This window comes from Ruminococcus sp. AF17-12 (assembly GCF_003479245.1).
GTDB classification, from domain to species: Bacteria; Bacillota; Clostridia; order Lachnospirales; family Lachnospiraceae; genus Blautia_A; species Blautia_A fusiformis.
The window spans coordinates 25,150-39,935 of record NZ_QUGY01000018.1 but is presented as its reverse complement, the minus strand read 5'-3'; the positions used below and the strand labels follow the sequence as shown (position 1 = coordinate 39,935).

Sequence of the window (14,786 nt, the reverse complement as noted above, 5' to 3'; positions counted from 1 at the left end):
ATGGAAACAAGGATTGAATTGAAACAAGGATGGAAAATTTTGCAGGATGTTCATGATACAGGGGAAAAGATCGGGCTTTATGCTGCCAGGGAAGCAGATACTTCCGTAGGTTCCCAGGTGTCTGAATGGGAGGAACTGGAGGAACTGAAACATCTGCAGCTTATCTATGCCAGACAGCCATATTTCGGGCGTGAACTGAGATATTTCAATCAGGCACCCTGGTGGTACAAAACAGAGTTTGAAGTTCCGGATCAGAAAGTTACGGATGCTGTCCTTAAATTTACCAATGTGGATTATTATGGAAAAGTATGGCTTAACGGAGAATTTCTTGGAGAGCATGAAGGATATTCCGCTCCATTTTCCTTTAATGTAAAAGATAAGCTTGTTTTTGGAAAGAAAAATTATCTCATTGTAAAGGTAAGTTCTCCATGGGATGATGAGGTGGAGCTGGATGCACAGGATTCCAGAACCACCCTGGTAAAAAGAAATATGGTAAAAGGTACCTACGAACATTCTGATACATTTATCCAGAGAGATGTAAATCCTGTAGGAATCTACGGAAAAGTGGAGCTGATCCTGACAGAAGAAGGTGTTCTGGAAGATCAGACAGATCTGAAGTATGAACTGGATCCAGATGGAAAGAAAGCAGACGTATATGTGGAAACTGAAGCGCGAGGTCTGAAATCCGGGGAGACATATGATTTTAATGTAAAGATCCGGGAAAAAGAGTCCGGTCTTATAAAGGCAGAAAAAACTGTTCAGATAATGGCAGAGAAAGCAGAGACAGGTTTTAAATGTGAGCTTAAAGTGGAAGATGTCAGACTGTGGTCCACATGGGATCATGGTTATCCCTGGATGTATCAGGCAGAACTTACGTTAAGCAGGGGAAAAGACATACTGAGCAGCAGAACAACGAATTTTGCTTTCCGGGACATTCAGATTGAGCGTAATGAAAAAATAACAAGATTCTGGCTTAATAACAGGAAGCTGTATATAAGAGGAACCTCTTATTTTCCGGATTGTTATATTTCCGCAATGACAAGGGAACGGTACCTGAGAGATCTTCTTAATGTAAAGGCGGCAGGTTTTAACCTGGTACGAGTACATGTCCACACAGAGCAGGAAGTTTTTTATGATCTGTGTGACGAGCTGGGAATTGCAGTTCTTCAGGATTCGGAGTACAACTGGACGCATCCTTCAACAGATGAATGGGCGCAGAGATTTGCAGATGTTTACAGAGAAAATGTGAAACTTCTGAAGCATCATCCGTCTCTGATCTGCTGGATCATTATGAATGAACCGGGATGTGTTGATCCGGATGGAAATGTGAGAAGGAGATTTATGGAGGAAAATCCGGGACCTGCTCTGTATAGGGAGGTACAGAAGATGGATCCGGGCAGACCGATCATCAAGGGTTCTTTCTGCGAAGATGATCCGCTTAGCGGGGACAGCCACAATTATCTGGGTTCTTTAAGCGGTGGAGAATATGCAGATATTTATGAGCAGACAGAAAAGCTGAATACAGAGTACGGATTTGATGCACCGGGCAGCAGTGAAAATCTGAAAACTGTTCCGGCGGTATATCATCGTCTGGAAAAACTGGTGGATGATATCCCGAAGATCCAGGAATATCAGTATAAGCTTCTGAAATATTATACAGAGCATTACAGGATCCAGAAATATGAACCTTGCTCAGGATATGTACAGTTTATGTTTATCGACCTGTGTCCTCAGAGCTTCTACGGTTTATATGACTGGTGGGGAATTCCCAAAAAGGGTCTTCAGGCTATACTGGAAAGCAACGCACCAGTGGGTGTTTTTGCAAAGCACAAAGATTATCTGGACAGTCTGTATATTGTAAATGATACAGATGGAGCTCTGGGAAAGTGTGAACTTACATGGATCATTACAGAAACATTGAACGGAGAACTGGTGGAAAAGGGAAGTGTTAAAGCAGAAGTTCCGGCAGACAGCCGTGTCATGGTAAAAACCTTTGAGAAAGAATACGGAAAAGGCAAGAAGTGGAACCTTACACTAATTCTTTCTGATAATAGCGGTAAATGTATGGCAAAGAATACCTATCAGGATATCTGTACTTTGCTTTCAAGAGTTGATGGGCATCCGGACCGTATGAGCCATGAGTTTGGAATGAGACTCTACTGGGCCTGAGATATCTGCAGCTCACAGGCACTTTCATCCTTGACTTGTGTCAAAAATCACAACATGTTATACTTTGTGTATAAAGGAAGATTTTAGGCGTGGAAGGAGCGATATTATATGCGTTTACAGAAAGTACAGGATGCTCTGAACAAAAAAAATATCAAATTCGAATACACAGAGGAAGATGGTTGCGGAAGTCTGGATTTCATGTTCCGTGGACTGAAATTCCATGTATGGGAATACGAGGACAACGGTTGGGGTGCCGAGACCAATATTTATGCGGCTGGAAGAAGTGAGGACATTGACGGAGATTATGAAGAGAAGATTTCTGCAGAGATTCTTTCCTGGCCGGATATGATCAATAACTGAATATAATAATATTGAATAAAGTGGCTGTAACTGAACGGATACGCTCAGTTACAGCTACTTTTTATCGGAGAAAAGTTTTCTGAAGAACTATAGCTGTACGTTCAGGTATTCACTGGGAGACATCTGACAGTTCTTTTTAAAAACCTTGCTGAAGTAATTTCCATTGCTGAAACCAAGATGCCAGGCAATGTCGTCGAGAGTTATATCCGTAGACTGCAGAAGCCGTTTCACCTCGGTGAGCTTTAACTGCATAGTATAGGAAAAAAGATTCTGACGTTTTTTTAAAACAATCTGGACAGATGCTCCTTACTTAGAAAAAAGATTCTGCAATATCGGCCAGGGAGATATTTTCCAGATAATGTGCATTGATATAATCAAAAACATCACTGATTACCCTACTGGTGAACGCAGAGCAGGGTTCGGGTGATGAAGCAGAATCGGAAGTCCAAGTTTTGCCTGCTTCACTTTCCAACTGAGAAATTGTGGCTGAAAGCGCATTGTTCAAATTCTGGGGATCAACAGGCTTCAGTATGTAATCAATAACACCGGCCTGGATCGCAAGTCTTGTATATTTGAAATCGCTGAATCCGCTGATCACACTGATTTTGCTGTCGATGTGAAGTTCTTCCGGCTTTTTTTAGAGCTGTATTCCGTCCATGACGGGCATTTTCATATCTGTGATAATAATGTCAGGATGCTCTTTGAGAATGATCTTCAGGCCATCTTCGGCATTATCTGCTTCCAGAAGATCACTGTTTGCTCGGATTTATCCCATGGTGTTTTGAACTTCCGGATAAGGGATATGAAGAAGCTTGGGAGCAGATTGTGAATCCGGAAGGTTTTGCCTCCCCCTGTGGCCCTACAACTGCGGAACAGAGACATCCACGGTACGGAGGCAGATTATGAATGTCTGTGGGACGGTCCATCCTAGCCATTTTCAACGACACAGACACAGACAGCAATGGCAAATCTTCTGAAAGATTATCCGCAGACTTATGTGACAAATATGGTCTATCCGTAAGGTTTTTGGTTGTTACTGAAAAAGATTTCATGGTTCAGGATTCCACATCAGTGACATTGATCTCATCCTGGAATCCGTCCGTATAATGCAGTTCATAATCTTCTGTGATAAATACAGCCTGCACGCCTTTTTTCTCCGCAAATTTCAGTCCGTCCTCCAGACCAAGGGCGAAACAGGTGGTGCTTAAGGCATCGCCGTCCACAGACTGGTCGGAGATGATCGTCACAGAAATCAGGCCGTTTTCATAAGGATAGCCGGTTTGGGGATTCAGGATATGATGATATAATTTACCGCCCTGCTTAAAGCACCTCTCATAAATTCCGGAGGATACAACAGATTTTCCGGTGATATCCATAACGGCTTCGGTTTCGTTGCGATCTGCAAAAGGCTTCTGGATGCCGATCTTGAAGGGAGTGCCGTTGGGCTTTGAGCCGATGCAGAGGACATTGCCGCCAAGGTTGATGATAGCACTGTTTACGCCTTTTTTTACCAGAAAATCTTTCAGGCGGTCTGCAATATAGCCTTTGGCAATGGCGCCTACATCGAACTGGATGTCATCAGAGGGAAGTGTGATATCCTGCCCGTCAATGGTGACGCCGTCGGAGCTGCACAGGGGGAGAACTTTCTGAATATCTGCATCATCCGGAGCCTTCGGGTCTTCTGCTGTGAAATCCCAGAGAGAGGTCAAAGGCGCAATGGCGATGTCAAAGGCACCGTCGGATTCCCTGGTGATATCGAGTCCTTCGGAAAGCAGAGCAGCAAGGTATTCGGATATATGCCATGTGTTTGTGGTGCCATTGACCTGGTAGGGAGTGGTCTGAGTTTCAATGGTTTGATTTGATACAGCGGAATCTGATATCCGGTGATTTAATTTATAAAGCTCGCTGTTCTCATTTGTCCGGCTGAAGATCAGCTCATACCTATCGCACAGTGCCAGACAGTCATCCAGGAGGGACTTATCCTGGGAATCGTAAATGGTGATCTGTATGGCTGTGTTCAATTTGATGCTGCTGATGCTGATAGGCTCCTTCTCGGTGGCAGTGCTGGTGCCAGTGGTATTCTGGCAGCCTGTGAAAAGGAGTATTGGACAGACAAGGACTGTGCACAATATTAAATAGAAGAAACGGGAATGCGAGCGGCTTCTTTTGGAATGAAAAAAATAAGTTGACATAATATTCTCCTGTTTTCTGATTGACTGACTTAACTGAAGAGCATTTATTTGATGCAAATCTATGTAGTACATGTGGATGGGGTTATTCACTTAACCGGATCAAGCAGCGACGCGGATTGCGGATATACGCTTGACCGACATCGGACAGATTTATGAAATCTCATTATACCATGTATTTCTGAAATCAGAAAGGCATATGCCTGTCGCAAAAATCATTGTATTTTGCAATAATATAAGATATAATTTCTCCGAAAAAAGGACATATTTGCTATGGATCCGAATGATTGACCGGAATTTTTACAGATAAAAGGAGAAATTTTTCATGATAAAAGTAATTGCAAGTGATATGGATGGCACACTTCTTGGTGATGACCATAGGATCGCACCGGAAACCCTTGCGGCGGTCAGGCGTGCCTGCGATGCGGGAATCCGTTTTATGGTTGCCACCGGCCGGAATTTTCCCGGTGCCATGGAGGAGCTGAAGGGAACAGAGCTGACCTGTGATTATGTGGTGAGCAGCGGTGCTGAAGTACGGAATCCGCAGCAGGAGGTTGTAAAGAGTACACCGATCTCTATTGAACTGTGTGAGGAGGTCTACAATACGGCAAAAAAATACCCGGTATCTGTAGCATTTTTTACGGATCGCTATGATTACCGTATTGGAACAAAGAAGGAAATTGAAGACGGGATCATTCAGCAGATCCGTCTTTTCAATATGGACATAGATACCAGCGAGGAGATTGTACGGAAATCCCTGCAGTACCGCAGAATCGCCGGAAACACGAAAGGGATTTCCGATATCCGTTCCCTGGAGAGCAGCGGTGCGCCGATATATAAGATCTTCATTTTTGCGGCAGATGTGGAGCAGCTGGAGAAACTCAGCGATGAGCTGAAAGAAAATCCAGCCGTTGCAGTGGCTTCTTCCTTTATATATAATCAGGAGATTACAGCAGTAGAGGCGCAGAAAGGCCCGGTGCTGAAAGAATATATCGAGTCTCTGGGATATACCATGGATGAGGTGATGGTTCTTGGTGACAGCCTTAATGATTATTCCATGATTTCCATGGATTTCGGCGCAACCGTTGCAATGGAAAATGCAGTTCCGGAGATCAAAAAGGCAGCAAAATACATCACAAAGAGCAACAATGAGTTTGGTGTGGCCTATGCTATCGATCAGGTTTTGGAACGCCAGGGAAAATAGTTTTTCCCCCCTTTTGAAAAAGTGCCATATATATTATAATGTAGAAAGATGAATACAGAAAAGCGAAAGGCTTGCGTTCCGGTGTATGAAGCAGAGTGGAATGAGAAGTTTCGCTTTACAAAAAACACAGACAAAGAGAGGAAATCACGATGGAAAAAATGAAAAATGTTTATATTATGGATCACCCGCTGATCAAACACAAAATTTCAATGCTCCGTGATAAAAATACAGGAACAAACGAGTTCCGTAAACTGGTGGAGGAAATCGGAATCCTGATGGGATATGAGGCGCTTCGTGATCTTCCTACAGAGGAAGTGGAAATCGAGACACCGATAGAAACCTGTAAGACACCGATGATCTCAGGTAAGAAGCTGGCAGTGATCCCGGTCCTCCGTGCAGGACTTGGAATGGTAAACAGCATTCTCACACTGGTACCGTCTGCAAAGGTCGGACATGTGGGACTTTACCGTGATCCGGTAACACATGAGCCCCATGAGTATTACTGTAAGCTTCCTGAATCTATTGACGAGCGTATTTCAGTGATCGTTGATCCGATGCTTGCAACCGGCGGTTCTGCCGAAGCTGCCATTGATTTTGTCAAGAAACAGGGCGGAAAGAATATCAAGTTTATGTGCATCATCGCAGCTCCTGAGGGACTGAAACGTCTCCATGAGGCACATCCGGATGTACAGATCTACTGCGGTTCCCTTGACAGAGAGCTCAATGAGAACGCTTATATCTGCCCGGGACTTGGTGATGCCGGTGACAGAATTTTTGGTACTAAATAATTTTGAAAAAATCTTAAAAAATACTTGACACACCCGGCACTGTTATGGTATTGTACCTAAGAACGCTGCCGAAGACAGTAGGTGCCGTAAGGCATAAGGATCAAAACGCCTACCGAGGTCCAAGTATTCTGAGTTAAGATTACACAAGGCCTTATTGCGAAGCAGTAAGGTCTTTTTTTAAAACAGATTGACTTATTGCGACGGCGGTATACAAAATCTATAAGGAGGTGTACCATTTCATGGCAAAAGTAGAACTGAAACAACCAATCGTAGAAGAGATCTCTAACAGCATTAAAGACGCACAGTCTGTTGTACTTGTAAACTACAGCGGTCTTACAGTTGAGCAGGATACAATTCTTCGTAAAGAGTTAAGAGAAGCTGGTGTTCAGTACAAGGTATACAAAAATACCATGATGCGTCGTGCATTCGAGGGTACAGCATTTGAGAGCCTTAGTGATCATTTACATGGCACAAATGCGATCGCTATCTCCGAGACAGACGCAACTGCTCCGGCAAGAATCCTTGCTAAATATGCAAAACAGTTCCCGGCACTGGAGCTGATCGCAGGTGTAGTTGAAGGTAACTACAATGATCAGGCCGGAATTCAGGCACTGTCCACAATTCCTTCAAGAGAGGAACTTCTTGGAAAACTGCTTGGAAGCATGCAGTCTCCGATCGCAAACTTCGCTCGTGTGCTTAATCAGATCGCAGAGCAGAACGGCGGAGCTGACGCAGCAGCTGCTGAGTAATCCCAGCAACGTGCAATTGGCGGCATAACGACCGCATGATTATTAATTAAAATTTATAAATGGAGGGAAATTAAAATGGCAAAATTAACAACAGAAGAATTTATTGCAGCAATCAAAGAATTATCTGTATTAGAGTTAAATGACCTTGTAAAAGCTTGTGAGGAAGAGTTCGGCGTTTCCGCAGCAGCAGGTGTTGTTGTAGCAGCAGCAGGTGCAGCAGGCGAGGCAGCTGAGGAGAAAGATGAGTTTGACGTAGAGCTTACAGAGGTTGGCGCTAACAAAGTTAAAGTTATCAAAGTTGTTCGTGAGGTTACAGGTCTTGGACTTAAAGAGGCTAAAGCTATCGTTGATGGTGCTCCGAAGGTTGTTAAAGAGGGCGCATCCAAAGCTGAGGCTGAGGACATCAAAACTAAACTTGAGGCTGAGGGAGCTAAGGTTACACTTAAATAATCCGATCAGATCAGAAGTTTTAAAGGCTGTTGTGACTGCCGGTTTACCGGCGGCACAGCAGCCTTTTTTAGTGAAAAAATCCAGGGTAAATCTTGCTTTTTGAAGAAAAAGAAAGGATAATAAAGGAGACAGGAAAGGGTGGATGGAATATGAAACGAAAAATAATGGCTTGTATCCTTGCTGCTGCGTTGGGAATCACAGGAGTTTCTTTTCCGACGGCAGCCAGGACAGTGTCTGTCGGAAAAAATGTAAAAAATATAACTGTAAACGTGAAAAATCCTCTGGATGAACTTCGGGCTCAGGAAGCTGCAATGCAGCAGCAGGAGGAGCTTGAAGAAGAGGAAAATATGCCGGAACAGGATCTGGATCCGCTTGTGCTGGATAACGATGGCAGTGTGGTTCCTGCATCACAGGCATCCTGGACAAAGATAGAGTCAGGTGCTGTAGAAGCAGTGGATGTATCAGAGGCACCGGGGGATGAGGAAATATCGGAAAATTCAACTGAAGACACATTTTCAGATGGAAGCACAGATGGAGATTTTGACACAAATAAGAATATTTCTGACAATGCAGCAACGGAAGCTGGCAGTGAGGATATTCAGACAGTAGATGGCAGTATCAGCGGAGAATTGTCGGCAGATTTTTCCGAAGGAACGGAGAACGGCGATAACGGTTCCGAAGAACTTCAGCTTCAGCAGGAAAACGGTAATGTAGAAAACGTCGCAGAGCCGGATAATAATAAAGCTGATGAAGGCGCAGGTCAGGCACAGACTGATTTTACAGATGATGCCAATGCTGCTGGGGATTTTTCCGCAGGAGATGCTTCAGATGGAGAACTTGGAACTTATCAGACTGTGACTCTGGAAGTTGAGGAAGGACAGGATATCACAGCACCCTTGAACACACTGTTTCTTGAACTGAAAGATCAGGCCACAGATGAAAATCCCTGCAAGATCATAATTCCACCGGGAAATTATGAACTGACAGGTACACTTTGCATGTACAGTAATATGTACTTATATGCAAGAGACGCTAATATTACAAAAACGTCTACCACCAAACATCTGATCCTCCGTCTTGGAAATACCAAAGATTCAGAAGGCGGATATGATGGATATCGCAACATTGTGATCGATGGAGGAACCTGGGACTACAATTATCAGTGTGTGGAAAATAAGGATGCACCAGGCGGATTTGTGGGATTTTGCATTGGACATGCTACGAATGTTACGATTAAAAATGCTACATTTCTTAATAATCTAAAATCTCATTTTCTGGAATTTGGCGGAGTGAAAAATGCCAAGATCACAGGCTGTACATTCAGTGGCTATTATAAGAATTATGTGGAAGGCGGACAGGAATGTATTCAGATCGACTGCTGTACAGATGAGAGCAATGTTTTTCCGCAGTACAGACCTTATGATGGAACGACCTGTGAAGATTTTGTGATTGATGGAAATGTGTTCGAAGATGTCTTTACAGGGCTGGGAACGCACAGTATGATGTCCGGAAAAACATATAAAAGGATCACAGTTACGAATAATACTTTCCATAATGTAAAAAAACGCTGTATAAGGTTTATGAATTATGAAGATTCTACAGCAGAAAATAATACCATGGTAAATGTGGGAAATGGAGTGGACATTTCTTCTGTGAGCAGCAATACACACCAGACGCCAGGCTATGATGATGGGCCGGACATGCTGAAAAACAGGAATCTTCGTGTGGCAGGAAACTACATCAGTCTTGCCAGAACTACCAGCATTGGTGGAATTGCATGGATCTGCAGTGGTATAAAAGTTTCAGGCTATAATATGAAAAAAGATGGAGCTGTGCTCCCTAAAAAGATATATCCGGTGAAAGGTGTGACTGTAGAAGATAATCAGATCAGCGGATATGGAAACGGAATCAGCATGTCTCTTACTGACACAGATACCGTAACAGATAATCAGGTAACAATGAAAAAAACTTCTTCATATTCCAATTTTGGGATTTATGCCCAGGATTCCAGAGGAAGCGTTATCAGCAGGAATACAGTGTCCGGAACTGCAAATACGGGAATTTATCTCTCCGGTTCTGTCTATGCAGCAGGATCAGAACAGAGAAATCTTGTAGAGCAGAATACTGTTTCCGGAGCAGGCGGAGATGGAATTTATCTGCAATCTGTAAATACTTCATCCACTGCACAGAAGAATACTGTTAAATCAGTGGCCGGCTCGGGAATACGTGTAAATGCAGGAAAGAACAATAATGTTCTTGGTAATATCTGTTTATCCAACAAAAATCATGGCGTGAAAATTGAGTATGTGGCCGGCGGAGTCAGGGTAAAAAGCAATCGTGTGACATCAAATGCAAAAAGTGGTATTTTGCTCTGGAAATCAAAAGTATCCGAAGTATCAGGAAACCGTGCGGAGAAAAATACGGGGAATGGTGTTTATGCATATGCATCTGTAATACCGGTCATGAAAAAGAATACATTTTGCGAAAACGGAAAGGTTCAGGCGGTATATGTAAAAAGCTGCAAAGGATGGAACGGCATCAACCGTCCTTCATGCAGAACTGTTACATCAAGAAGTACAGCTATAAGCGGAACTGCATCAGGTAGCCAGACAGTTATTGCATATGTGCAGCGTTCCGGAAAACAGACAAAGCTGGGTGTATCATCCGTAAACAAAAAGAAACAGTACGTTATTAAAATAAAGAAGCAAAAAAAGAATACTGCTCTGAAACTTGTCTCAAAAGATAAATACGGAAATACAGTAACAGTAAATACTGTTGTGAAGTAAGTATGTGTGATAAAAAAGATTCTGTTCCGGATATCCATACATCGTATGTATAGAAGGAACAGAATCTTTTTTTTGAAAAATGTAAAAAAATCAAAAAAAGTGCTTGACACACTTTTTTTCTTATGTTAAAGTGGAGGATGCTATATTATGGCTAGATATGCCTGCCTAAAGGTCAGGCGGGATCATGTTGTAATAAATAATAAAAAAACAGGGGTGAAACGTCAATGGAAAAAAACAGAATTCGTTCTGTAAAAACTGGAAAAAGCATGCGTATGAGCTACCAGAGACAAAAAGAAGTCCTGGAAATGCCAAACCTGATCGAAGTTCAGAAAGATTCCTACCAGTGGTTTCTTGACGAAGGTTTAAAAGAAGTATTTGATGATATTTCTCCGATCGCAGATTACGGCGGAAAGCTCAGTCTGGAATTCATCGATTTCACATACGATGAAAAAGATGCAAAATATTCCATCGAGCAGTGTAAAGAACGTGACGTGACTTATGCCGCACCTTTGAAGGTTCGAGTAAGGCTGATCAATAAGGAAACAGAAGAGATCAACGAACACGAGATTTTCATGGGAGATTTACCGCTGATGACAGCTACGGGTACCTTTGTTATCAATGGTGCTGAGCGTGTTATTGTCAGCCAGTTAGTACGTTCCCCTGGAATCTACTACGCGATCGCTCATGATAAGCTTGGTAAGAGACTGTTTTCCAGTACTGTAATTCCGAACAGAGGTGCATGGCTGGAGTACGAGACAGATTCAAATGATGTATTTTATGTACGTGTAGACAGAACAAGAAAGGTTCCGATCACTGTTCTGATCCGTGCACTGGGCATTGGAACCAATGCTGAGATCATTGATCTGTTTGGTGAAGAGCCAAAGATCCTTGCCAGCTTTACAAAGGATACCTCCACAAACTATCAGGAAGGTCTCCTTGAGCTGTATAAGAAGATCCGTCCGGGCGAGCCGCTTGCAGTAGAGAGCGCAGAGAGCCTGATCATGGCAATGTTCTTCGATCCGAGAAGATATGACCTTGCCAAAGTCGGACGTTATAAATTTAATAAGAAGCTTCATTTCAATAAACGTATCGTAGGCCACAAGCTTTCCCAGGATGTTGTAGATACAACAACAGGTGAGATCCTTGCTGAGGCTGAGACACTTGTTACAAAAGAGCTTGCTGATACATTACAGAATTCCGCAGTTCCGTACGTATGGATCCAGGGTGAGGAGAGAGAGATCAAAGTTCTTTCTAGCCTTATGGTTGATATCCGTCACTATCTGCCGGAGCTTGAGGATCCGAAGTCCCTGGGTGTTACAGAATTAGTATACTACCCAGTGCTCGAAAAAATTCTGGAAGAAAATGACACATTTGAGGACAGATGTGATGCGATCAAACGTGATATCCACGACCTGATCCCGAAACACATCACCAAGGAAGATATCCTTGCGTCCATTAACTACAATATGCATCTGGAGTATGGCCTTGGTAACGATGATGATATCGACCACCTGGGCAACCGTCGTATCCGTGCTGTCGGTGAGTTGCTTCAGAATCAGTACCGCATCGGTCTTTCCAGACTTGAGCGTGTGGTACGTGAGAGAATGACAACACAGGACACAGAGAGTATTTCTCCGCAGTCCCTGATCAATATCAAACCTGTAACTGCAGCAGTAAAAGAGTTCTTCGGATCATCCCAGCTGTCACAGTTCATGGATCAGAACAACCCGCTTGGAGAGCTGACTCACAAGAGAAGACTTTCCGCACTGGGACCTGGCGGTCTGTCACGAGACAGAGCCGGATTCGAGGTTCGAGACGTACATTATTCCCACTATGGAAGAATGTGCCCGATCGAGACTCCTGAGGGACCGAACATCGGTCTTATCAACTCCCTTGCATCCTATGCAAGGATCAATCAGTACGGCTTCGTAGAGGCTCCGTACAGAAAGATCGACAAAACAGATCCTTCCAACCCGCGTGTAACCGATGAGGTTGTATACATGACAGCGGATGAGGAAGATAATTACCATGTAGCACAGGCGAATGAGCCGCTGGATGAAGAGGGACACTTCATTCATAAGAACGTTTCCGGTCGTTACCGCGAGGAGACACAGGAGTACGAGCAGCACATGTTCGATTACATGGATGTATCTCCGCGAATGGTATTCTCCGTTGCTACAGCCCTGATTCCGTTCCTGCAGAACGATGATGCGAACCGTGCGCTGATGGGATCCAACATGCAGCGTCAGGCCGTTCCGCTTCTTACAACAGAGGCTCCGGTTGTTGGTACAGGTATGGAGACCAAGACAGCTGTTGACTCCGGTGTATGCGTTGTTGCAAGAAAAGCAGGTACAGTACTTCGTTCCACATCTACAGATATCTCTATCAAGAATGATGACGGAACAAAAGATGATTATCATCTGACTAAATTCATGCGAAGCAACCAGAGCAACTGCTACAACCAGAGACCGATCGTGTTCCAAGGTGAGCATGTTGAGGCAGGACAGGTTATCGCGGATGGCCCGTCTACATCCAATGGTGAGCTTGCACTTGGTAAGAACCCGCTGATCGGATTTATGACCTGGGAGGGTTATAACTACGAGGATGCTGTTCTTCTTAGTGAGAAACTGGTACAGAATGATGTTTATACATCTGTCCATATTGAGGAATATGAGGCAGAATCCCGTGATACCAAGCTGGGACCGGAAGAGATCACACGTGACGTTCCGGGTGTCGGCGATGACGCTCTGAAGGATCTGGATGAGCGCGGTATCATCCGTATCGGTGCTGAGGTACGTGCCGGTGATATCCTTGTCGGTAAGGTTACTCCTAAGGGAGAGACTGAGCTTACTGCTGAGGAGCGTCTCCTTCGTGCTATCTTCGGTGAGAAGGCAAGAGAGGTACGTGATACTTCCCTTAAGGTACCGCACGGTGAGTATGGTATTATCGTAGATGCCAAGGTATTTACAAGAGAGAACGGCGATGAGCTGAGCCCTGGAGTAAATCAGGCAGTACGTATTTATATTGCACAGAAGAGAAAGATCTCCGTTGGTGATAAGATGGCTGGTCGTCATGGTAACAAGGGTGTCGTTTCCCGTGTACTTCCGGTTGAGGATATGCCATTCCTTCCAAACGGACGTCCTCTTGATATCGTGCTGAATCCTCTGGGTGTACCTTCCCGAATGAACATCGGACAGGTCCTGGAGATCCACTTGAGCCTTGCTGCCAAAGCACTTGGCTTCAATATTGCAACACCTGTATTCGATGGCGCAAACGAGGTTGATATCCAGGATACTCTGGAGCTTGCCAACGATTACGTTAATACGGAAGACTTTGAGGAATTCCGTGAGAAATATAAAGACATCCTTGCACCGGATGTTATGCAGTATCTCGATGAGAATAAAGCTCACAGAGCACTCTGGAAGGGCGTTCCGATCTCCAGAGATGGTAAGGTAAGACTTCGTGACGGACGAACAGGCGAGTACTTCGACAGCCCTGTAACGATCGGTCACATGCACTACCTGAAGCTGCATCATCTGGTAGATGATAAGATCCATGCACGTTCCACGGGTCCATACTCCCTGGTAACACAGCAGCCTCTGGGTGGTAAAGCTCAGTTCGGTGGACAGCGTTTCGGAGAGATGGAGGTTTGGGCACTGGAGGCATATGGTGCTTCCTACACACTGCAGGAGATCCTGACAGTGAAGTCTGATGATGTGATCGGACGTGTTAAGACCTATGAAGCGATCATCAAAGGTGACAACATTCCTGAGCCAGGTATTCCTGAGTCCTTTAAGGTACTTCTTAAAGAGCTTCAGTCTCTTGGTCTGGATGTACGTGTGCTCAGCGAGGACGGATCAGAGGTACACATTATGGAAACCTCTGATTACGGAGATACTGATCTTCGTCATGTCATCGAGGGCGATTCCAGAGGACGCAGAGATGAGGAGTCCTTCGGTAAACACGGCTACACCAAGCAGGAGTTCAGCGGAGAAGAGCTTGTCAATGTAGAAGAAGATGAGGACATGGAAGACGAAGATGATATGATCGAGTTTGAAGAGTCCTTTGATGATGAGGAATAAGAAAGGGGA

13 protein-coding genes and 1 other annotated feature are annotated in these 14,786 nt (G+C 44.2%); of the genes, 9 read left to right on the top strand and 4 right to left on the bottom strand.

Translation table 11 applies throughout. The features are described 5' to 3' along the window. Both DWW77_RS15945 and DWW77_RS15940 read left to right on the top strand, forming a co-directional pair. The gene (locus tag DWW77_RS15945; RefSeq protein WP_118609112.1) at positions 1-2,169 is read left to right on the top strand and encodes a glycoside hydrolase family 2 protein; all 2,169 of its coding nucleotides are present in this window, start codon (positions 1-3) and stop codon (positions 2,167-2,169) included. Positions 2,170-2,277: 108 nt separating this feature from the next. Next, positions 2,278-2,529, top strand: coding sequence for a hypothetical protein (locus tag DWW77_RS15940; protein ID WP_044961921.1), 252 nt, complete (start codon positions 2,278-2,280; stop codon positions 2,527-2,529). Positions 2,530-2,616: 87 nt separating this feature from the next. Here the strand turns inward: DWW77_RS15940 and DWW77_RS15935 are convergent, their stop codons facing one another. From DWW77_RS15935 to DWW77_RS18585, 3 genes are read right to left on the bottom strand one after another with little or no spacing between them, the layout of a single operon-like run. Further along, positions 2,617-2,820, bottom strand: a complete 204-nt coding sequence (locus DWW77_RS15935; protein ID WP_255363757.1) for a helix-turn-helix domain-containing protein — start codon at positions 2,818-2,820, stop codon at positions 2,617-2,619. Positions 2,821-2,839: 19 nt separating this feature from the next. Continuing rightward, positions 2,840-3,127, bottom strand: coding sequence for a response regulator (locus tag DWW77_RS15930; RefSeq protein ID WP_114001821.1), 288 nt, complete (start codon positions 3,125-3,127; stop codon positions 2,840-2,842). A gap of 39 nt (positions 3,128-3,166) precedes the next feature. Further along, positions 3,167-3,274 carry a response regulator gene (locus DWW77_RS18585; protein ID WP_180211352.1) on the bottom strand — a complete coding sequence of 36 codons (108 nt, stop codon included), beginning with the start codon at positions 3,272-3,274 and terminating at the stop codon, positions 3,167-3,169. An 11-nt stretch (positions 3,275-3,285) separates the two neighbouring features. Between DWW77_RS18585 and DWW77_RS18660 the strand changes: the two genes are divergently transcribed. Continuing rightward, on the top strand, positions 3,286-3,435 hold the full coding sequence (locus tag DWW77_RS18660) for an MGH1-like glycoside hydrolase domain-containing protein (protein ID WP_412123123.1): 150 nt from the start codon (positions 3,286-3,288) through the stop codon (positions 3,433-3,435). 149 nt (positions 3,436-3,584) lie between these two features. Here DWW77_RS18660 and DWW77_RS15920 read toward each other — a convergent pair whose 3' ends face one another. After that, entirely contained in the window at positions 3,585-4,550 is a 966-nt protein-coding gene (locus DWW77_RS15920; RefSeq protein WP_286188032.1) for an FAD:protein FMN transferase, read from the bottom strand. 493 nt (positions 4,551-5,043) lie between these two features. On the opposite strand from DWW77_RS15920, the gene DWW77_RS15915 reads away from it, so the two are divergent. The 6 genes from DWW77_RS15915 (at position 5,044) to rpoB (ending at position 14,777) form a co-directional block, all read left to right on the top strand. Then, positions 5,044-5,922 (top strand): Cof-type HAD-IIB family hydrolase, encoded by an 879-nt coding sequence (locus DWW77_RS15915; protein WP_015526305.1) that lies wholly within the window; start codon positions 5,044-5,046, stop codon positions 5,920-5,922. A gap of 158 nt (positions 5,923-6,080) precedes the next feature. Beyond that, positions 6,081-6,710: a uracil phosphoribosyltransferase gene (upp, locus tag DWW77_RS15910; RefSeq protein ID WP_044961929.1), complete on the top strand. Its 630-nt coding sequence runs from the start codon at positions 6,081-6,083 to the stop codon at positions 6,708-6,710. 50 nt (positions 6,711-6,760) lie between these two features. Beyond that, positions 6,761-6,897 (top strand) — a sequence feature (ribosomal protein L10 leader region). A gap of 52 nt (positions 6,898-6,949) precedes the next feature. Further along, entirely contained in the window at positions 6,950-7,459 is a 510-nt protein-coding gene (rplJ, locus tag DWW77_RS15905) for a 50S ribosomal protein L10 (RefSeq protein WP_021652200.1), read from the top strand. Between the two features lie 75 nt (positions 7,460-7,534). After that, positions 7,535-7,909 carry a 50S ribosomal protein L7/L12 gene (gene rplL, locus DWW77_RS15900; RefSeq protein WP_015526302.1) on the top strand — a complete coding sequence of 125 codons (375 nt, stop codon included), beginning with the start codon at positions 7,535-7,537 and terminating at the stop codon, positions 7,907-7,909. A 149-nt stretch (positions 7,910-8,058) separates the two neighbouring features. Further along, positions 8,059-10,695, top strand: a complete 2,637-nt coding sequence (locus tag DWW77_RS15895) for a right-handed parallel beta-helix repeat-containing protein (protein WP_147419597.1) — start codon at positions 8,059-8,061, stop codon at positions 10,693-10,695. Between the two features lie 224 nt (positions 10,696-10,919). Continuing rightward, positions 10,920-14,777, top strand: a complete 3,858-nt coding sequence (gene rpoB, locus DWW77_RS15890) for a DNA-directed RNA polymerase subunit beta (RefSeq protein WP_021652198.1) — start codon at positions 10,920-10,922, stop codon at positions 14,775-14,777. Positions 14,778-14,786: the final 9 nt, after the last annotated feature.

Bases quoted from the DNA above. Each gene is read 5' to 3' on its own strand.
- DWW77_RS15940 (WP_044961921.1), top strand. From the start codon at position 2,278: ATGCGTTTACAGAAAGTACAGGATGCTCTGAACAAAAAAAATATCAAA.
- upp (WP_044961929.1), top strand. From the start codon at position 6,081: ATGAAAAATGTTTATATTATGGATCACCCGCTGATCAAACACAAAATT.
- DWW77_RS15945 (WP_118609112.1), top strand. From the start codon at position 1: ATGGAAACAAGGATTGAATTGAAACAAGGATGGAAAATTTTGCAGGAT.
- rplL (WP_015526302.1), top strand. From the start codon at position 7,535: ATGGCAAAATTAACAACAGAAGAATTTATTGCAGCAATCAAAGAATTA.
- rplJ (WP_021652200.1), top strand. From the start codon at position 6,950: ATGGCAAAAGTAGAACTGAAACAACCAATCGTAGAAGAGATCTCTAAC.
- DWW77_RS15895 (WP_147419597.1), top strand. From the start codon at position 8,059: ATGAAACGAAAAATAATGGCTTGTATCCTTGCTGCTGCGTTGGGAATC.
- DWW77_RS15915 (WP_015526305.1), top strand. From the start codon at position 5,044: ATGATAAAAGTAATTGCAAGTGATATGGATGGCACACTTCTTGGTGAT.
- rpoB (WP_021652198.1), top strand. From the start codon at position 10,920: ATGGAAAAAAACAGAATTCGTTCTGTAAAAACTGGAAAAAGCATGCGT.